Genomic DNA, 19,047 nt, shown 5'->3' on the forward strand with positions numbered 1-19,047 from the left:
GTCCAGATGTTCGACACGGAATGACAGGCCACAGGGGCGGGCACGCCGTAACTCGGCCCTTGCCCCGACCGGCAATCTTCCCTATGAACCGCTCGATACTCAGCCAACAGCCGCAGGAACCTATGGAAAACGTCGTTCTCATCATCCATCTTCTTCTGGCGCTCGGCCTCATTGCCGTTGTTCTTCTGCAACGCTCCGAAGGCGGAGGACTTGGCATGGGTGGCGGCGGTGGCGGCGGCGCCATGAGCGGACGTGCCGCAGCGACCGCATTGAGCAAGATCACATGGGTTCTGGCCATCGCGTTCATCGCGACCTCCATCACCCTCACGGTGTTGGCAGCACAGAAATCCAGCCGTTCCTCGATCACCGATGGCCTCGGCACACCGGCGGAAAATGGCGCACCCTCCGCGCCCGCTTCTCCCTTGGGCAGCGACCTGCTGCCGCCGAGCCAGGACGAAAACGCGCCGCTGGTACCCAGCGCCGACTAACCTACAAAACCTAGACAAACTTTCGGGAACCGTAACAGCATCTTGCGGTTCCCTTGCGCATGCTGTGCGAATCTGATAGTTGTTAAGTCCCGTGATGCTGCGGTTTTTCCGGCGTGAAAATTCACGTTTTGAACAACCGCCGGGCAGCTAGAGATCCGGGGGTTCCCGGGTCGCGACTGAACCGATTTGGACCTGACACGATCTCACGGGGGCAGCCGAAAACATGGCGCGTTTCATCTTTATTACTGGCGGTGTTGTTTCATCACTGGGCAAAGGGCTGGCATCCGCCGCTCTTGGCGCGCTGCTGCAGGCGCGGGGCTACTCGGTACGCCTGCGTAAACTCGATCCGTATCTGAACGTCGATCCGGGCACCATGAGCCCGTTTGAACACGGCGAAGTCTTCGTGACGGATGACGGTGCGGAAACCGACCTCGACCTAGGCCACTACGAGCGTTTCACGGGTGTGCCTGCGCGCAATACCGACTCGATCTCCTCGGGCCGGATCTACACCAACGTGCTGGAGAAGGAGCGCCGCGGCGACTACCTCGGCAAAACCATTCAGGTGATTCCGCACGTCACCAACGAGATCAAGGACTTCATCTCCATTGGTGAGGATGAGGTCGATTTCATGCTCTGCGAGATTGGCGGCACCGTGGGCGACATCGAAGGGCTGCCCTTCTTTGAGGCCATTCGCCAGTTCAGCCAGGATAAGCCGCGCGGTCAGTGTATCTTCATGCACCTGACGCTCCTGCCCTACATCAAGGCCTCTGGCGAGCTGAAAACCAAACCGACCCAACACTCCGTGAAGGAGCTGCGCTCCATCGGTCTGGCCCCCGATATTCTGGTCTGCCGTTCAGAGGGTCCGATCCCCGTGAAGGAACGCGAAAAGCTCGCGTTGTTCTGCAACGTGCGTGCAGACAGTGTGATCGCGGCGCAGGATCTGAAATCCATCTACGAGGCGCCGCTGGCCTATCACCGCGAAGGTCTCGACCAGGCGGTTCTGGACGCCTTTGGCATCGCCCCTGCCCCGCGCCCGACGCTGGACACCTGGGAAGACGTGGCCGACCGCATCTACAACCCCGAGGGTGAGGTCAAAGTCGCCATCGTCGGCAAATACACCCAGCTTGAGGACGCCTATAAATCCATCGCCGAGGCGCTGACCCATGGTGGCATGGCGAACCGGGTGAAGGTGCGTATCGAATGGGTCGACGCAGAGCTGTTCGACACGGAAGACGCGACACCCTACCTGCAAGGTTTCCACGCGATCCTCGTCCCCGGCGGCTTTGGCGAGCGCGGCACCGAAGGTAAGATCAAAGCGGCGCAATATGCCCGCGAGCATAAGGTGCCCTACCTCGGCATCTGTCTCGGCATGCAAATGGCCGTCATCGAGGCGGCCCGCAATGTGGCCGGCATCGAGGAAGCAGGTTCGGAAGAGTTTGACCATGAGGCGGGTAAAAAGCGTTTTGAACCCGTGGTTTACCACCTAAAGGAATGGGTACAGGGCAACCACAGGGTCAGCCGCAGCGCCGATGACGACAAGGGCGGCACCATGCGCCTGGGCTCTTATGATGCATCTCTGGCCGAGGGCTCTCGGGTGGCAGAGGTCTACGAAAGCACCACCATCGAGGAACGCCACCGTCACCGCTATGAGGTCGACATCAAGTACCGTGACAAGCTTGAGGCCTGCGGGTTGAAATTCACCGGCATGAGCCCCGATGGCCGCCTGCCGGAGATCGTGGAATGGACCGACCACCCGTGGTTCATTGGCGTGCAGTTCCACCCGGAGCTGAAGTCCAAGCCGTTCAATCCACATCCGCTGTTCAAGGACTTCGTCCGCGCGGCCAAGGAAACGTCGCGTCTGGTCTGAGGCCAGGAGGCCTGCCATAGCAGCATGATTTTAGGAGGGCATCCCAACGCGGGGTGCCCTTTTTTGTTCTCTTGGCACGAGAGTTGAGGGGTGCAACACTCTCGTCCAAGCTAGAAGGAGCGAGCTATGCAAGCTGGACTGGGCCGCATCATTCTCTACACGAAGCACATCGACGAGATGGTCGCGTTCTACACCGTGCTGTTCGGCTACACCCGACAGGATGCTCCGGGGGACCGCATCGTCGAGCTGCGCCCGTCCACCGCCGGCATACCAATCCTGCTGCACCCGGCCGCCCGCAGCCAGAAACAGGGGCAGGCCTGCGTGAAACTGGTCTTTGACGTCGCAGATGTCTCCGCATTCTGCGCCGACGCCGCCGATGCGGGGTTTGCCTTTGGGACTATACACGATGCTGATGGCTACCAGTTTTCCAATTGCAAGGACCCCAGTGGCAACTCGGTCGCCGTCTCCAGTCGCGCTGGAAGCTCTGCAAACAATTGATCTTTGTTAGCAATTTGGAAGCTTGAATCGCCTATCGTCCCGAGTCGACGATGCGATCAAAGCGAGGCCGAGAATGGCCGCTGGAGACAAGCAAATGCCAGAAACAGGCAAGGAGCCCCGGGAAGAGTTCCCGGTGATCGGAACCGAAGAGGTCCCGGCCGTCTTTTTCGACGGGGACAAGCTGCTCTTGTGTTACGAGGTCGCGCCGATCGCCGGCGGTGGGCTGGCCATTCTGGAATTCGATGATGTGCTGGATTTCCGTGTCGACCCGATGAATGTCGATGAGCTGTCCGATTCCCCCTATCCGGTGTCCGCCTGGAATATCACCGAGATCTGCGGCAGCGAGAAGGCCGCACGCTGGGCCGCAATGGATGCCCGCTACTGGAGCCTGTCGTTCAGCGACATGACCCTGACGGTGCTGTTCGACACCGTACGCCTGGCTGGACGCACCCGCGAAAAGCGCGCGCCCCAACTGGCATTGCGTCATTTCATCGGCTCGGCAGCCGCCTAGGCAGCCATGCCAGCTTCCTGCCCAACTGGAATCGCCGGAGCGCCCCGCTGCAGGACTGCTACGATGCGGCGCCGGTCTCACCGGCTCTTTCGGCAATGCGGTCGGGTTCGTGCATCGGACTGAGGTGTCTGAGCAGTTCGTGCAGGCTCACAGGCTTTGACATCGCCAACACCTCCGGCCAGCGGTGCGGCCGTCAGGCCGCGCCGGTCATAATCGCCCTCATCATTCTTGAGATGCACGACATGATCGCACATGCTCCCCATGGGGGCGTTTTTTCGCTGGGTCACGGCCTAGGTTAGCGCAACCACCAGAAAGCGCTTGTTGTTTCTCTCATCGGCGGCGGTATAGAAGGAGCGACACAACACCCGTGCATTTCCCAAGGAGGCCGCGCGTCATGGCGACAGACACCGCAACCCATGAGCAACAGTTTGACCGCATCGCAACCGGCGAGGGCTTCATCGCCGCGCTGGATCAGTCCGGTGGCTCCACCCCCAAGGCGCTGGCGCTCTATGGCGTGATGGAAGATGCCTATTCGAACGATGAGGAAATGTTCGCCGAAATCCAGAAGATGCGCGCCCGCATCATCACCGCCCCGGATTTCAACAGCAAAAAGATCCTCGGCGCGATCCTGTTTGAAAAGACCATGGACAATGCCATCGATGGTACGCCGGTGCCGACCTACCTGTGGGAAAAATGTGGCGTGGTGCCCTTCCTGAAAGTGGACAAGGGACTTGCGGATGAGGTCGACGGCGTGCAGCTGATGAAGCCGATGCCCGATCTCGATGCGCTGCTCACGCGTGCCAAGGCTGCCGGAATCTTCGGAACCAAGATGCGCTCGGTGGTCAAGGACGCCAATGCGGCTGGCATCAAATCCGTGGTTGCGCAGCAGTTCGAGGTTGGCCTGCAGATTGCCAAGGCGGGTCTGGTGCCGATCATCGAACCAGAAGTCGACATCCACTCCGCCAGCAAATCCGAGGCCGAGGCGCTGTTGAAGGCGGAGATCGCCGCACAACTGGACGCCCTGCCCTCCGGCACCAAGGTGGCGCTGAAGCTGACCATCCCCAATGAGGCCGGTCTGTATGATAGCCTAGCCGATCATGCCGCGGTGGTGCGCGTGGTGGCCCTGTCTGGCGGCTACTCCACCGATGACGCCTGCGAACGGCTGTCCAAGAACGGCAAGATGATCGCCTCCTTCAGCCGCGCGCTGACCGAGGGGCTGAACGCTGGCATGTCGGATGCCGACTACAATGCCGCGCTGGGGGCGAATATCGACAAGATCTATAAGGCCTCGATCTGATCTTGGCTCCTACGGGGGCACATTCCATTTGAATTGAAACGGGCCGCAACACCAGTTGCGGCCCGTCTGTTTTGGATCGGGTCAAAAGACGACCAGAGGACATCAGCCGCGGGCGGCGCGGGCGATGTCCTCTGTGCTGAGGTCGTAGCGCTGCGCAAACCGCAGGCGTGCCGCTACCAGACGCGGGTCATCGGGGCTCATGCCCAGCGTGCGGATGAACTCGATGCGCTGCTGGCGCTTCAGCGCCTCGCGGTCGATGGCAGTGCCCATGGCGCGGTCGATAACCTCACCGCCGGGTGACACATGAAACCATTTGGAAAAGTCGCGAAAGTGATGCTGGTTGTGCAGCTGGGTCACATGGCGCTCCACCCGCGTTTTGCTCACGTTCAAATGTGCGGTCATGTGGAACCACTCGTAACCAAGGAAGGTTGCCACGCCCCCGACAAGCACGATCGCCGCCGCCAGAGACAGTGCATGCAGCGGCACCACCATCCACAACAGCCCGTAGATCACCGCAAAATTCACCGCCAGCATAGGCAACGCCACCCAGATCGGCGCGAAGAACAGCTGGTGATTGGTAGGGAAGTCATGGTGGCCGTAATGTGCCTGATAGAGCAGATCAAAGGCCCATTGGCGACGCGGCGGCTTCAGGTGAAAGATATAGCGATGCAGCCCGTATTCATTGAGCATCTGCAGGCCTACTCCCAGCACGACAAAGCCCCACTGCCAGGTCGCCCCCTGCATCAAAAGGATCGCCAGACCCAGCCCCACCGCGCCCAGCATCACCGGCACCGATGGGTGCGACAGCAAGAGTTTCAACCGCATCATGTCCGCTCCTCCCCGATTGGACCTGTCTGTTGGGCCGCCCCTCGGGCTCCCGTTTTGAATGGTCTACTTATGGTCTACTTAAAGACCGGCGCGCGTTTCTGCATATTGGCCATGACCACTTCCATCTGTTCCGGCTTGCCGATCAGCGCCGCCTGCTCTTCGCTTTCGCGCAAGAGCACCTCGGCACTGCTGGCACCGCTCTCGGCATAGGCAACCAGACGTTTTGCAGCACGGATGGCATTAGGACCCTTGCCCGCGATCTCAGTGGCCAGCGCCTGCGCACGGGCCAGCGGATCCTCCGCGATCTCGGTCACCAAGCCCCAACGTTCGGCCTGCGTCGCCTCCACCGGCGTGGCGGTATAGGTCAGCAGCCGCAACACATCCGAGCGCACCAGCTGCGGCAGCAGCGCCATGCCGCCCATGTCGGGGATCAGGCCCCATTTCATCTCCATCACCGCCAGTTTGGCCTCCGGCGCCGCGATCCGGATATCCGCCCCCAGTGCAATCTGCAGACCAGCCCCGAAGGTGGCCCCGTGCAGGGCGGCAATCACCGGGATCTCCAGTGCGCGCCACAGCATTGCCACCGCCTGAAAATCATTCGCCTCCCCCTCGGTGCGGTCCATGATCCAGGCGCTGTCTTTCATCTGCCCCATGGCGGCAAAGCTCATCACGTCCAGCCCGGCGCAAAAGCTCTTGCCCGCCCCCGACAGCACCACCGCGCGCGCGTCTGACGCGGCGACCTCATGGGCGGCGGCGATCACGGCGGCGAGCATGTCCTTGTCGACGGCGTTCATCTTGTCGGCGCGGGTCAGCGTGACATGGGCGACATGGTCGCGGATCTCGACGGAAACGCGGGCGTTGTCCTCTGCCATGATGGCTCCTCCCTCTGGCAATCTCTCTTGTCGTCAGCTTGCAGCGCATCGGGCGCGCTTTCCAGCCTGACGCCGGGGCATGGTTGGCGCATCATGCACACTTGCCCAGCTGCGCCCGCCCGGCTAGGTCTTGGCCCATGACAGATTTGCGCCAAACCCCGCTCGCCCAGTCCCTGCCCGCCTCCGTCCCGTTTGTGGGACCGGAAACCCATGAACGCCAGCGCGGCGCGCCGTTTGTTGCGCGGCTCGGCGCGAATGAGAACCTCTTCGGCCCCTCCCCCAAAGCGGTTGCAGCGATGCAGGCCGCAGCGGGTGAGATCTGGAAATACGGCGACGCGGAAAGCTACGAGCTGCGGCAGGCGCTGTCCGCGCTGCACGGGATTTCGCCCGATCACATCATGGTTGGCGAGGGCATCGACGGGCTGCTGGGCAATCTGGTGCGGCTATATGTGGGCGCCGGTGATGCGGTTGTGACCTCGCTTGGGGCCTATCCGACCTTCAACTACCATGTGGCGGGCTTTGGCGGCGTGCTGCACACGGTTCCCTATCGCGATGATCACGAGGATATCGCAGCCTTGATGGCAAAGGCGCATGAGGTGGGCGCAAAGATCGTCTACCTCGCCAACCCCGACAACCCGATGGGCAGCTGGCATCGCGGCGCAGATATCGTGGCAGCGCTGGACGACCTGCCCGAAGGCAGTCTGTTGCTGCTGGACGAGGCCTATGTGGAATGCGCCCCCGACGGCACGGCAGCGCCAGTTGATGTAAATGATCCCCGCGTCATCCGCATGCGCACGCTGTCCAAGGCCTATGGTATGGCTGGCGCCCGCGTGGGCTATGCCTTGGGCGCGGTTGAGATGATTTCCGCCTTTCACAAGGTCCGCAACCACTTTGGCATGAATCGCTGCGCGCAGATCGGCGCGACGGAGGCAATCAAGGATCAGGACTGGCTGGCTCATGTGCAGGCAGAGATTGCCACCGCACGGGACGAGATTTCCCGGATCGCCATCGAGCATGGCCTGACGCCGCTGCCTTCGGCCACCAATTTTGTCGCCATCGACTGTGGCCAGGACGGTGCGTTCGCCAAGGCGGTGCTGGACGCTTTGGTCAGCCGGGGCATGTTCGTGCGGATGCCCTTTGCCGAACCTCAGAACCGATGCATCCGTGTCAGTTGCGGCCCGGAGGCCGAGCGCGCGGCCTTTGCAGCGGCCCTGCCAGAGGCCTTGGCGGAGGCCCGATCACAAGCAGACCGATAAACCGGAGCACGCGCGCCAGCGGCTTTACTCGGGATTTACCTCTTTGGCTTTAGTCTGAACGGACATTGCCTGTCTGGAGGGGTAATATGAGACGCCATGATGTACCGCCTGCCTCGACGGACTTGCTGTCCGCCACGCTCAGTTTCCTGACCGTGAACCTGCTGTGGATCTTCATCGTGCTGTGGTTGCTCTACGGGCTTGCGCCGGTGCTTCTGCTGGCCGTCGTGATGAACCACATGATCAACCGACTGGAGGTCCGCATGCTGTGGGCCCACCAGAAGTCGGAGCGACGCGCCTAAGGCAGCTCGCAAGATCCGCCTGTGGGGATGCCAGCCGTCGACGCGTCGTCTCTGGTAGGCGCCTGCGGAGCGGAATTGATCTGCCCGCGAGATGCGGGCCGCGATCCATGTGTCTACATTCTAAGTGCGCTCTATGGCCATTGCGGACCGTAATCCGGCTTTGCGCCACTGCGCTCAGACTCTTCTTCTTGCCCCGCAAATGTGCACGCCGTTTTGAAACCGGAACCCGCGAAGGCGATCAGCCTGACAGAGGAGATATCACTCGCGGTTGAAAAGGCGGTCACGGGTCGAACGCCCGCCCCCGCCTTTCGCTGGCATGTTCTCTGACAATGAGAGGGATCGCGCCGTCAGCCCGAATAGCTGCCGGACAGGACCCGTGTTGCGGCGTCGAGCGCGCCCTTGCCGTGAGGGATATCCAGCGCCGTCAGCCCTGTTTCGATCCCTCCCAGTAGCCCCATAATCATGTGACCATTCACATGCCCCATATGGCCAAGGCGGAAAAACCCGTGCCATTCCGAACTGTCAGGCGGCGCCATGCCCAACCCGATACCGAGGGTCAGGCCAAGGTTCTCTTCCAGCCACATCCGCAGATCCGTCGCCCGTGGCGATGGCAACCGCAACGCCGTCACGGCGTGAGAGCGCAGCGCGGGATCCGTGACATTCATCGCCAGCGCACCGCCCTCGCTCCAGCATTCACACGCCGCCCAAATGGCCCGCGCCAGCATTTCGTGACGGGTCCAGACCTGCTCAATCCCCTCGGCGTGAAGGATGTCCAGCGCCGCGCGCAGCCCATAAAGGTGATGTGTTGGTGCGGTGCCGCCAAAGAACTGATAGAAATACTCCGGGTTGGCGCGCGGGGTCCAATCCCAGTACCGGCTGACGCGCGGCAGCGCAGCACGGGCCTCGGCGGCCTTGTCGTTGAAGAACACAAACGACATCCCCGCAGGCACCATCAGCCCCTTCTGGCTGCCGGTGACCATCACATCAACGCCCCAGGCATCCATTTCAAACCGATCACACCCCAGCGAAGCAATGCAGTCGGCCATCAACAACGCCGGGTGATCTGAGTGATCTATTGCGTCACGCAACCCGCTGATATCATTTCGAATTGATGTGGACGTATCCGTATGGACGCCCAGCACAGCCTTGATTTCATGCCCCCGGTCCGAGGCCAGACGATCCGCGACCCGCGCCAGATCAAACGGGGCCTGCAGACCAAAATCCATCACCTCGATGTTGAGCCCCAGCGCCTCGGCCATCTCGCTCCAGCCATAGGCAAATCGCCCTGACGCCGGCACCAACACCTTGTCACCCTCCTTCAGAGTATTCGACAAGGCCGCCTCCCAAGCCCCATGGCCATTGGCGATATAAATGGCGACATGGTGCTCGGTGCGCGCGACCTTGCGCAGGTCGGGGGGCAATGTGTTGGTCATATCCACCAGCTCGCCCGCGTAGATATTCGGCGAGGCCCGGTGCATGGCTTGCAGCACCTCATCGGGCATGATCGACGGCCCCGGGATCGCCAGATATGATCGCCCGGACGAGAGTTTCACAGAATCGCGCATGTTCGAATGTCCTGCTGGGTGCTCCAAGTCAGGGTCTGATCGCAAAATCGACCCGGAGCTTATTTGAAAATCTCAGGCAGCCTAGCGCAGCCCCGGCTGAGGTCAATTGCCAAGCAGGCGCCGACCCAGCCGTTGCAGATGGCTTGCACGCTGCAGCTAAGCTGCTTAAATGTCGGGACTTGTCGCAAGAAACGCGGCGCATCGACACGTTTCTACGCATGGGAAGAGCACAATGAGCACGCAATACATGTCCTCGCGCGAGTTGTTGCGCTGGCTCTGGCGCGGCTACCTACGGCATCATGTGGGATTGCTGTCGATCGCCATCTTCTTCATGCTGCTCGAAGGGGCCTCCGTCGGCGGGCTCAGCTATATGATGCAGCCGATGTTTGACCTGGTGTTCGTCGACGGCAGTTCGGATGCGCTGATCTGGGTCAGCATTGCCTTTTTTGGCATTTTTCTGCTCCGCGGGATCAGCTCGGTGACGCAGAAGGTCATATTGGCCACCATCAACCAGCGCTCCGAAGCGCATATGCGGACCGACATGCTGGATCGGCTGATCCATCAGGACGCCAGCTTTCACCAGCATCACCCGCCCGGCTTTCTGATCCAGCGCGTTCAATCCGACGTCTCTGCCATCAACCAGGTCTGGCAGGCGATCATCACAGGGTCCGGACGCGACGTGGCGCAGCTCGTCGCGGTGCTTGGCGTGGCGATCAGCGTAGACTGGCGCTGGACCGCCATCATGCTGATCGGCGTGCCCCTACTAGTGCTGCCGCTTTCCATCGTACAGCGCTACGTGCGCAAGAAGGCCAGCCAGGCGCGCGATCTTGGCGCGGTGCAGGCCACGCGTCTCGACGAAGTGTTTCACGGCATCGTCCCGATCAAGCTGAACCGGCTTGAGAGCTATCAAACCGGGCGCTACCGCACTGCGACAACAGCGTTTGTGCGCGCTCAGATCAAGGCGGCACTTGGTGCTTCGTCGACCTCTGGTCTGGTGGACCTGATGGCCGGACTGGGTGTGATGTGCGTGATTCTGTTTGGTGGTCGCGAGATCATCAACGGCGACAAAACCGTTGGCGAATTCATGAGCTTCTTCACCGCGATCGGCCTCGCCTTTGACCCGATGCGGCGTCTCGCCTCGATCATGGGGGTCTGGCAGGCTGCCGCCGCCGCCATGGAGCGCATCAAGGAGCTGATCGATGCGCCGATTACACTGGTCTCGCCGACAGATCCGAAGCCAGCCCCGACCGGCCTGCCGGAAATCCGTTTGGACAGCGTGAACCTGTTCTACGGCGAGGCACATATTCTGCGCGATCTGTCACTGGTCGCCGAAGCGGGCAAGACCACCGCATTGGTGGGCGCCTCCGGGGCGGGTAAATCCACCATTTTCAACATCCTGACACGTCTTGTGGACCCGCAGGAAGGATCCGTGACGCTGAATGGCACGGAGGTCCGGGATCTCGATCTCGGCGACCTGCGCAACCTGTTCTCCGTGGTGACGCAGGATGCATTGCTGTTCGACGAAACCCTGAAGGAGAACATTCTGCTGGGGCGGACCGATGTCAGCGACGAGCGCCTGACCGAAGTTCTGGACGCGGCCCATGTGTCGGACTTTCTGCACAAGATGCCAGACGGGCTTGAGACACGGGTGGGGCCGCGCGGCTCTGCCCTGTCCGGCGGTCAACGCCAACGGGTGGTGATTGCCCGTGCCCTGTTGCGCGACACACCGTTGCTGCTGCTGGACGAGGCGACCTCGGCGCTTGATGCACAATCGGAAAAGGTGGTGCAGCAGGCGTTGGAGAAACTCTCTGGCGGACGCACGACAATCGTGATCGCACACCGGCTCTCGACCATCCGTGCCGCTGACAAGATCGTGGTGATGGAACGCGGCCGGGTGATGGACGAAGGCCGTCACGAGGATCTGTTGGAGCGCGGCGGGATCTACGCCGACCTTTACAGGCTGCAGTTTCAGGATGGCAAAACGGTGATCGATACCGATGGGGTCAATGCGCAACTCACACGCAACGAAAACCGCAACGATGGTGAACAAGCCGGTCTGTTGCGTCGGTTCGCCCGCCGTCTGTTCGGCTGAACAACACGCTGGCCTTTCCCTAGTTTGGACGACCGCTTGAACTTTGGCTCTGGCCGCGTCACATCTTGGCCAACGCCCAAACCCAAGAGAGGGAGACCCAGCATGGCAAATCGCCGCATCCTCCGCCTATCCGGCTCAGAAACCCGCGATTTCCTGCAGGGGCTGGTCACCAATGACGTCGGCAAGCTGGATCAGGGGATGGTCTATGCCGCGATGCTCACCCCGCAGGGAAAGTACCTGGCGGATTTCTTTATGGTCCCCGATGGCGATGCCGTGCTGCTAGACGTGGCAGAAGAGCTCGCGGATGGGCTGAGCAAACGCCTGAAGATGTACAAGCTGCGCGCTGATGTCACCCTTGAGGACAGCACGCTGAAGCTGCGCCGGGGCACCGGAGAGGCGCCCGATGGCGCATTTGCCGATCCCCGTCATCCCGATCTCGGCTGGCGGCTCTATGGAGAAGAGGCAGGAGATGACGACAGCGATTGGGATGCGATCCGCGTGGCGCATGTGATCCCCGAAACCGGGATTGAGTTGTCCCCGGACAGTTTCATTCTCGAAGTCGGGTTCGAGCGGCTGAATGGCGTCGATTTCCGCAAAGGCTGCTATGTCGGGCAGGAAGTCACTGCCCGCATGAAGCACAAGACAGAACTGCGCAAAGGTCTGCAACAGGTCGAGATCGAGGGCAGCGCCCCGGTTGGCGCAAAGATCACCGCCGACGGCAAACCGGTTGGGCAGGTCTTTACGCAGGCCGAGGGCAAGGCGATCGCCTATCTGCGCTATGACCGCGCAAAGGGTGCGCTGCAAGCCGAAGAGGCCGAGCTGCGCTGGCCAGCGGGCGCGACCTCCTAAACCGCCCCCCCCGGAGCACAGCCCTGCCTATCTCAGTTGTGGAATATTTAAAATTTGCGCTCTAAGGTGTCGCCGACCGCTTTCGTTTGGGAGGCGCAAAGGGAACAAATTTATGAATTTTCGACATCTGATGGGTGCGGTCGGGCTAACGGTTCTGGCATTGCCAGCAGCGGCAGACCATTATTGGGAATATGGCGACTGGCGGGTCAACATTACTGACGAAACCGCAGGCCAGAATGTGCGTCGATATTGCCGCGCAAGCACCGGTGGCGATGGCATGCCGACGCTATGGTTGGAATTCAGCGATGGCGATACAGGCCCGCCACATGGCTATCCAACCCCGACATATTCCACCAGCGCACCGCGCGGCTATCGCACGCAGGTGGGCAACGCACAGGGCGTGGCATTTGTCTTTGATCAACAGGGCACATTCTTTGGCGTTGCCGAGGGCGGCATCGACGAAGAGGGGATCGCCTGGGCCGCTGCCAGTCCGCGCTGGCAGGATGTGAAAAATATGCTGCTATGGATGAAGGCCGCCTCGCAAATGGAGGTGCGCGCCCTGGATGCCTACCGTGCGAGCACTCAGGTCTATGTTGCCTCGATGAACGGCTTTACCGCAGCCTATGGCAAGATGATGGACAGCTGCGGTCACTCGATCGAGATCCCACGATAGAGCGTGTCAGATGACGACGGGGGGCTCCCGCCCGTCGCTATCGCATGGGACATGCGACATCTCCCGTTGGGCCGGGCGCCGCTGCGCGGCGCGATCGACCCAGACGCCTGACACAAAGAAGCCCCGGAACCATGCGCTGGCCCGGGGCTTTGGTCATCTTGTGGCGCGGATCAGGCGCGTTCCGAATATTCCATGGTCTCGGTGTTGACGATGATCATCTCATCCTGGCCGACGAAGGGCGGCACCATGACCTTCACACCATTGTCCAGGATCGCCGGCTTGAAGGAATTCGCCGCGGTCTGACCTTTGACGACCGGCTCTGTCTCGACGATCTGGCAGGTCACTTTTTGCGGTACGGTCGCATTCAGCGCCTCGGCGTCATAGAACTCCACCACGATGGTCATGCCATCCTGCAGGAACGGGCGACGTTCGCCCAGCAGCTCGGCAGGCAATTCGATCTGCTCGTATGTTTCGGTATCCATGAACACCAGCATGCCGTCGGTCTCGTAAAGGAACTGCTGATCCTTCTGCTCCAGACGTACGCGTTCGACCTTGTCCGCAGACCGGAACCGCTCGTTCAACTTGGAGCCGTTACGCAGGTTGCGCATCTCGACCTGGGCAAAGGCCCCCCCCTTGCCGGGCTTCACATGGTCGACCTTGACCGCGGCCCACAGACCGTCGTTGTGCTCCAGAACGTTGCCGGGGCGGATCTCGTTGCCGTTGATCTTGGGCATGGAAAACTCTTTCAGGTGGTTGATGACAGCTTTGCCCCTCCTATATCCGGGTGAGGAAAGGCTGACAAGATGACGATATATCGTGTGTCATGGTCGAAAGACCGCGAAATAGGCATGCACAAGGTGCATAAATGATATGCATCTTTGGGGTACCCGAATCGTCACAATTCCGCCATAAGAAGCGACACGCCGAAAATGCAATAGCAAGAACAACAAAGGAAACGAGATGCGAGATTTCGTTGACGGCACCGCATTCAATAACGAACAGGGCAACCGGGCGCGCAAGCTTTTTGCCGCTGTTGTGCTGGCTGCCTTGGATGATGCCATTGCCGACGACAAGAAATACGGCAACGGACCCGAGCAGATCGCCCGCTGGGCACGTTCGCGCGATGGGCGTGAAGTGTTGACCTGCGCAGGTATCGACCCCAACGAGCGTGTGGTCGAAGGCCTGATGGACTTCGTTGGTCGTGGTGTTCGGACCTCTGTCGCGCTGTCGCGCGAAGAAAGTGAACGCCGGAATGCTGCGCAGGCCGAAGCGGCCTGATCGCACATAAATAAGCTGCCAAGCTGATTTGAGAAAAGCGCGTCCTGGGGGGCGCGTTTTTCTTTTGGGCGATACGTTTAGCGCATCGCTGAGCCGTGCAGGCCGTAGGCTCTCAGGCGATTTTGGACCGCAATCACGTGGCCCAAGGGCGCCACGCGGCAACCTCGCCGAAACACACGTGGCGCATCACGCGAACAGCCTGCTCCGGCCGTTTGACGCCCCTCGCGATCCCTGATCCGTCGCTTGCGTGATTGACCTAGCGGCCCGCGACGGTGCAACTGTCCCCAGTAGATCTGGCAAGCGAGACTCCCGATGGGCACCAAGGCAATCATGATACAGGGCACCGGCAGCAATGTGGGCAAGTCGATGCTTGTCGCAGGTCTGGCACGGGCGTTGCGTCGCCGGGGCCTGTCGGTTGCACCATTCAAGTCACAGAACATGTCCAACAATGCCGCCGTCACCTCTGACGGAGGCGAGATTGGCCGGGCGCAAGCCTTGCAAGCCCGTGCTGCGGGGCTGCCCCCGCATACCGATATGAACCCGGTGCTGTTGAAGCCGGAAACCGACACCGGCGCGCAGGTAATCGTGCAGGGCAAGCGGCGCGGCACCCGTGCGGCGGGGTCTTTCATGCGCGACAAGACAGGCTTGCTGGAGGCCGCGCTGGAGAGCTTTCATCGCCTTGCCGCCCAGCATGACATTGTTCTCATCGAGGGCGCCGGCTCACCGGCAGAAACCAATCTGCGCAAGGGCGATATCGCCAATATGGGCTTTGCAGAGGCCGCAGGGGTGCCGGTGGTCCTGGTGGGCGACATCCATCGTGGCGGCGTGATTGCGCAGATTGTCGGCACTCATACGGTGCTCGATGCGGGCGACCGTGCCCGCATAAAAGGCTTTGCGGTCAATCGCTTTCGTGGTGACCTTAGCCTGTTTGACGGCGGTCGCGACGATATTTCCCGCTGGACCGACTGGCCCTCCCTCGGCGTGGTGCCGTGGTTCTGGGACGCCTGGAAGCTACCCGCCGAGGACATGATGGACATCGCCTCCCACGCGGGCGGAGGCTGCAAGATCGTGGTGCCTCAGCTGGAGCGGATGGCCAATTTCGACGATCTGGACCCATTGGCCGCCGAGCCGGATGTCACCATTGAAATCGTCCCACCCGGACGGGCGCTTCCGGGGGACGCCGATCTGGTGCTGATCCCCGGCTCCAAATCGACCATCGGCGATCTCGCCTATCTGCGCGCGCAGGGCTGGGATATCGACATCCTCGCCCACCACCGGCGCGGTGGACATGTGCTGGGCCTTTGCGGTGGCTACCAGATGCTCGGCAAGACCATCGATGACCCGGATGGCGTCGATGGCTCCCCGGGCACGGTGGAGGGGCTGGGGCTTCTGAATGTGCATACCGTGATGGACGGGGACAAACGCGTCACCCTGAGCGACGCGCAGACACGCGACGGCGCCCTGCCCGTTTCCGGCTATGAGATCCACATGGGCCGAACAACGGGCCCCGACTGCGCGCGCGCCTGGCTGACAGTGCAGGGTCGCGACGAAGGCGCGGCCTCAACAGATGGCCGCGTGCGCGGGTCCTATCTGCATGGCCTGTTCACATCGGATGCGTTTCGAGCCCACTTCCTGAGTTCTCTCGGTCATAGCTCATCCATCGGATACGATGCCGGGGTGGAAGATACCCTGGATGCGCTGGCCGCGCACCTCGAAGAATATATGAATGTGGATCTCCTGCTGGAATTGGCAGACCCCATTCCCGGCCTGACGCGCTGACGCACTGAGAACTCAGGCCTGCCGCGACCGGCGCCGTGCGTTGCACGACGTCCAAGTGCGTTCATTCACAGGTCAGAGCAGCTCTTGAGATGCGAGTGCACGCTGGATTTCGCGGCGCACCAGCTTGCGCACATTGCGGGTGATGCGCTCGCCAAGGGGGCCCTGAAGCTCCTCTCGTACGATGTCGGACACCAATGCGCGCAGCGCGTCCTCGTCAAGGAAGTCCTCGGCAGAAGACAAGGCCTCCATGGCGACCTCTTCCGTGGCGCCGCGTGCCACTGCACCGATCTCATCCTCTGCAGGCTCCCGCGCGGAGACAAAACTGTCGGCTGCGACGTCGTCCTGCTGGTGATCTTCCCACTGAATGGTCTCGACCGAGGGGCCACTGTGCGGCACCGCCTCGATATCGTCTTCGTTCAGGTCGGGCACAGCAGTGCCATTACGGTCGGCAGCCGCCTCATCTGTGTTCCGACCGGCGGTTTCCAGTTCCGCGATACGACGCACGACGGCCGCGACACGGGCGCTCTGCTCGCGCGGCGTGTCCTGCGCCTTGGGTGCTGGATCCTGAACCGCATCCGTCACCTGCGCCTCGGTGTTGGTTTCTGCGCCGGTCTCTGTGCCTGTTTCTGCATCGGCCAGGCTATCAAACAGTTTCGCCTCCGGATCGCGCCAGGGTGCGTCATCCCCGGCCTCCACAGAGGGCCCTCCCGCAGGCAGTGCTGCCTCAAGCGAGCTCGTCGACCGTCTCAGCTGGATCGGATCCGCCGCTCCGATCTCCTCGGTGTCCTCCACCGCGACGAAAGGCGCTTCGGCAATTTCTTCATCCCTGTCCGCCCCGGATGACCCTTCGCAGGGCGACAGCTCCGCATCACCCTGCGGCAATGGTTTTGCCACTGAGGCCAATATGCGTGTGGCCTCATTACGGGATTGCTCTGTGACAGGATCGCGCCGCGTGGACAGGTTGACCTTCGCAATCTGGCGCACCGACTCTGCGCGGGCGGATGAATCCTCCGCCGCCGCAGTCGCATCGGGCTTGAACGGCGCCACAACCGACGCCTTCTCGCGTGCATCGTGATCTTGCTGGGGTTGCCCCTCGCGCCCATTTTCAGAGGTCGGCGCGCTCTGGCTTTCCTGCGGTGTATCCTCCGACAGGTCAGAGGCCGGAACCCGCAGCGCAGGTGTCAGCACCAGGCGGGTTGCAGGCCTGCCTTCGTTGCGTGTCGGCGATGCACTGTCCCCATGACCATTGGTCTCACTGACCAGACGGCGGATGGAGGACAATACATCCTCGATTTCGGAGTGCGTAACGGGTTCAGACATTTTTATGAGCCAAGATCACCTCTTAGGGGCAAGTCTAGCCAGCTTGCGCCCATCACACAACAGCAACGTCAGACGATCAGTTCTTTCCAAGAGCCTTGAGCACCCGGTCCAGATCCTGACCGCGCTTGGTCACGAATGCCGGCGCGGACCGTACCTGATTGTAGTAGATCTCAGGGTCATAGCGTTCCACCGCAAGGTTCAGGTTCTCCGCCGTCAACAGGCCCTGAGACTGCAGCAGGTCATACGCGGCAAGCGCCTGCGTTGCACGGGCCGACAAACGCGCGGTCTGCGCATCCAGCAGCTCTTGCTCGGCCTGCAGCACATCAAGCGTGGTGCGCGACCCCAGCGTTGCCTCTTCGCGGACACCGTTGAAGGCCACCTGCGCGGCCCGCACCCGTTCGTTCGAGGACACAAGACTTGCAGCAGCCGTCTCAAACGCCGTGTAAGCGCTGGCGGTGTTGCTGGAAATGCTGCGCTGGGTGGAGATCAACGCCCCCCGCTCCGCATCCAGACGTGCCAGATCTGCACGACGCGCGGCCGCAAGGGACCCGCCCGCATAAATTGTCTGGTTCAGCGACACGCCGATATCAAAGTTGTCGGTCCGTGTGTCGTTGCCGCGCACTTCGCCATGGGAGGCGGATGCGGACAGGTTCACGGTCGGACCCATGTCCCGCAGGGAACTGTCAGCGGTCAGCTGCGCCGCCTTGACCGCATGCTGCTGGGCACGCAGGCTTGGGTGGCTGCGCAGCGCAAGCGCTTGCGCGGTCTGAAGGCTGGACGCGCGGCGCGGCAGTGGCGGGTAGGATGTGACCGTTCCGGGAGCGCGGCCCACGACCTCCTCGTAGGTGGCACGGGCCGTCAGCAGATCACCCCTGGCATCGGTAAGATTGGCGCGGGCCTCGGCCACCTGGCTCTCCGCCAGGGCCACGTCCGTCCGCGTCACCTCACCCACTTCGAACCGGTCATTGGCCGCCCGCAGTTCTTCCTGCAGGAGACGCAAGTTGTTGCTGCGCAGGGACACGATGTCCTGCTGGGTCAAGACGTTCACATAGGCCTGCACCGCCGAGAAAAGCACTTGCTGCTCGACATCCAACAGCGTCTGGCGTGTGGCCAGAACCGTCTCTTGCGCGGCGGCGGTATCAAGACGTGAGGCGCCGTTGTCGAACAACAGCCAGTTCATGCTCAAGCTCAACGCAGCGCCGGTCCGATGGTCGGAGCTTGCGCCCAGCGACCCAAGTCCGGTGCGGTTATAGTCACGGGAAATCGACAGCGCTGTGCTGATCACTGGCCGCAGCCGAGCGACGGTGGCCGCGACCCCTTCGTCAGCGACGCGCAGCAAGGCGCGGTTCTGTTCGAGCAGGCCACTGCTGGTATAGGCGCCGATCATCGCATCGGTCACATTGTCGGCCCGGACCTGCGGTGCGCTGACCGCAGCGGTCGCCAGGACGCCTATAGCAGCAAAAGCCCTGATCCTCTTTGTGTTTACAAATCGTTGCATGCTGTCGCCTCGGTTTTGTTGGGGTTCGTTCAAACCCGTTTACGGTCTGATTGCGCTCAACATATGTGAATGTCACA

General features: G+C 61.7%; 18 protein-coding genes. 12 read left to right on the top strand and 6 right to left on the bottom strand.

Annotation, left to right across the window (positions count from 1 at the left end; genetic code table 11):
• Nucleotides 1–122: 122 nt before the first annotated feature.
• The 5 genes from secG to CLV89_RS07065 all read left to right on the top strand — a co-directional run bounded on the left by secG (nt 123) and on the right by CLV89_RS07065 (nt 4,661).
• Entirely contained in the window at nt 123–488 is a 366-nt protein-coding gene (gene secG, locus CLV89_RS07045; RefSeq protein ID WP_106162931.1) for a preprotein translocase subunit SecG, read from the top strand.
• A gap of 223 nt (nt 489–711) precedes the next feature.
• A complete protein-coding gene (locus CLV89_RS07050; protein ID WP_106162932.1) occupies nt 712–2,355 on the top strand; it encodes a CTP synthase in 1,644 nt (547 codons plus the stop codon).
• A gap of 126 nt (nt 2,356–2,481) precedes the next feature.
• A complete protein-coding gene (locus CLV89_RS07055) occupies nt 2,482–2,853 on the top strand; it encodes a VOC family protein (RefSeq protein WP_106162933.1) in 372 nt (123 codons plus the stop codon).
• 94 nt (nt 2,854–2,947) lie between these two features.
• Complete coding sequence (locus CLV89_RS07060; protein WP_243394955.1) at nt 2,948–3,364, top strand: hypothetical protein; 417 nt, start codon at nt 2,948–2,950, stop codon at nt 3,362–3,364.
• Between the two features lie 394 nt (nt 3,365–3,758).
• Entirely contained in the window at nt 3,759–4,661 is a 903-nt protein-coding gene (locus CLV89_RS07065) for a fructose bisphosphate aldolase (RefSeq protein WP_106162934.1), read from the top strand.
• 102 nt (nt 4,662–4,763) lie between these two features.
• On the opposite strand, the gene CLV89_RS07070 is transcribed toward CLV89_RS07065, so the two are convergent.
• Nucleotides 4,764–5,489 (bottom strand): sterol desaturase family protein, encoded by a 726-nt coding sequence (locus tag CLV89_RS07070; protein WP_207796898.1) that lies wholly within the window; start codon nt 5,487–5,489, stop codon nt 4,764–4,766.
• A gap of 74 nt (nt 5,490–5,563) precedes the next feature.
• Nucleotides 5,564–6,361 (bottom strand): crotonase/enoyl-CoA hydratase family protein, encoded by a 798-nt coding sequence (locus CLV89_RS07075; protein ID WP_106162935.1) that lies wholly within the window; start codon nt 6,359–6,361, stop codon nt 5,564–5,566.
• 137 nt (nt 6,362–6,498) lie between these two features.
• Here CLV89_RS07075 and CLV89_RS07080 point away from each other — a divergent pair, with 137 nt between their 5' ends.
• Complete coding sequence (locus tag CLV89_RS07080) at nt 6,499–7,617, top strand: pyridoxal phosphate-dependent aminotransferase (protein WP_106162936.1); 1,119 nt, start codon at nt 6,499–6,501, stop codon at nt 7,615–7,617.
• Nucleotides 7,618–7,703: 86 nt separating this feature from the next.
• Nucleotides 7,704–7,916: a hypothetical protein gene (locus tag CLV89_RS07085; RefSeq protein WP_106162937.1), complete on the top strand. Its 213-nt coding sequence runs from the start codon at nt 7,704–7,706 to the stop codon at nt 7,914–7,916.
• Between the two features lie 347 nt (nt 7,917–8,263).
• Here the strand turns inward: CLV89_RS07085 and CLV89_RS07090 are convergent, their stop codons facing one another.
• Complete coding sequence (locus CLV89_RS07090; protein ID WP_106162938.1) at nt 8,264–9,481, bottom strand: pyridoxal-phosphate-dependent aminotransferase family protein; 1,218 nt, start codon at nt 9,479–9,481, stop codon at nt 8,264–8,266.
• 232 nt (nt 9,482–9,713) lie between these two features.
• On the opposite strand from CLV89_RS07090, the gene CLV89_RS07095 reads away from it, so the two are divergent.
• The 3 genes from CLV89_RS07095 to CLV89_RS07105 all read left to right on the top strand — a co-directional run bounded on the left by CLV89_RS07095 (nt 9,714) and on the right by CLV89_RS07105 (nt 13,095).
• Entirely contained in the window at nt 9,714–11,573 is a 1,860-nt protein-coding gene (locus tag CLV89_RS07095) for an ABC transporter ATP-binding protein (RefSeq protein ID WP_243394956.1), read from the top strand.
• A 102-nt stretch (nt 11,574–11,675) separates the two neighbouring features.
• Nucleotides 11,676–12,422, top strand: a complete 747-nt coding sequence (gene ygfZ / locus CLV89_RS07100) for a CAF17-like 4Fe-4S cluster assembly/insertion protein YgfZ (protein WP_106162940.1) — start codon at nt 11,676–11,678, stop codon at nt 12,420–12,422.
• 112 nt (nt 12,423–12,534) lie between these two features.
• Entirely contained in the window at nt 12,535–13,095 is a 561-nt protein-coding gene (locus CLV89_RS07105) for a hypothetical protein (protein ID WP_106162941.1), read from the top strand.
• Nucleotides 13,096–13,265: 170 nt separating this feature from the next.
• Here CLV89_RS07105 and efp read toward each other — a convergent pair whose 3' ends face one another.
• Complete coding sequence (gene efp, locus CLV89_RS07110) at nt 13,266–13,829, bottom strand: elongation factor P (RefSeq protein WP_106162942.1); 564 nt, start codon at nt 13,827–13,829, stop codon at nt 13,266–13,268.
• A gap of 226 nt (nt 13,830–14,055) precedes the next feature.
• Here efp and CLV89_RS07115 point away from each other — a divergent pair, with 226 nt between their 5' ends.
• A complete protein-coding gene (locus CLV89_RS07115) occupies nt 14,056–14,373 on the top strand; it encodes a DUF6280 family protein (protein WP_106162943.1) in 318 nt (105 codons plus the stop codon).
• 312 nt (nt 14,374–14,685) lie between these two features.
• Nucleotides 14,686–16,152 (top strand): cobyric acid synthase, encoded by a 1,467-nt coding sequence (locus tag CLV89_RS07120; RefSeq protein WP_106162944.1) that lies wholly within the window; start codon nt 14,686–14,688, stop codon nt 16,150–16,152.
• Nucleotides 16,153–16,224: 72 nt separating this feature from the next.
• Here the strand turns inward: CLV89_RS07120 and CLV89_RS07125 are convergent, their stop codons facing one another.
• Nucleotides 16,225–17,472 (bottom strand): hypothetical protein, encoded by a 1,248-nt coding sequence (locus CLV89_RS07125; RefSeq protein WP_106162945.1) that lies wholly within the window; start codon nt 17,470–17,472, stop codon nt 16,225–16,227.
• A 76-nt stretch (nt 17,473–17,548) separates the two neighbouring features.
• Nucleotides 17,549–18,970: a TolC family outer membrane protein gene (locus tag CLV89_RS07130; protein WP_106162946.1), complete on the bottom strand. Its 1,422-nt coding sequence runs from the start codon at nt 18,968–18,970 to the stop codon at nt 17,549–17,551.
• Nucleotides 18,971–19,047 lie beyond the last annotated feature (77 nt).

This window comes from Tritonibacter scottomollicae, assembly GCF_003003215.1.
GTDB lineage: Bacteria > Pseudomonadota > Alphaproteobacteria > Rhodobacterales > Rhodobacteraceae > Epibacterium > Epibacterium scottomollicae.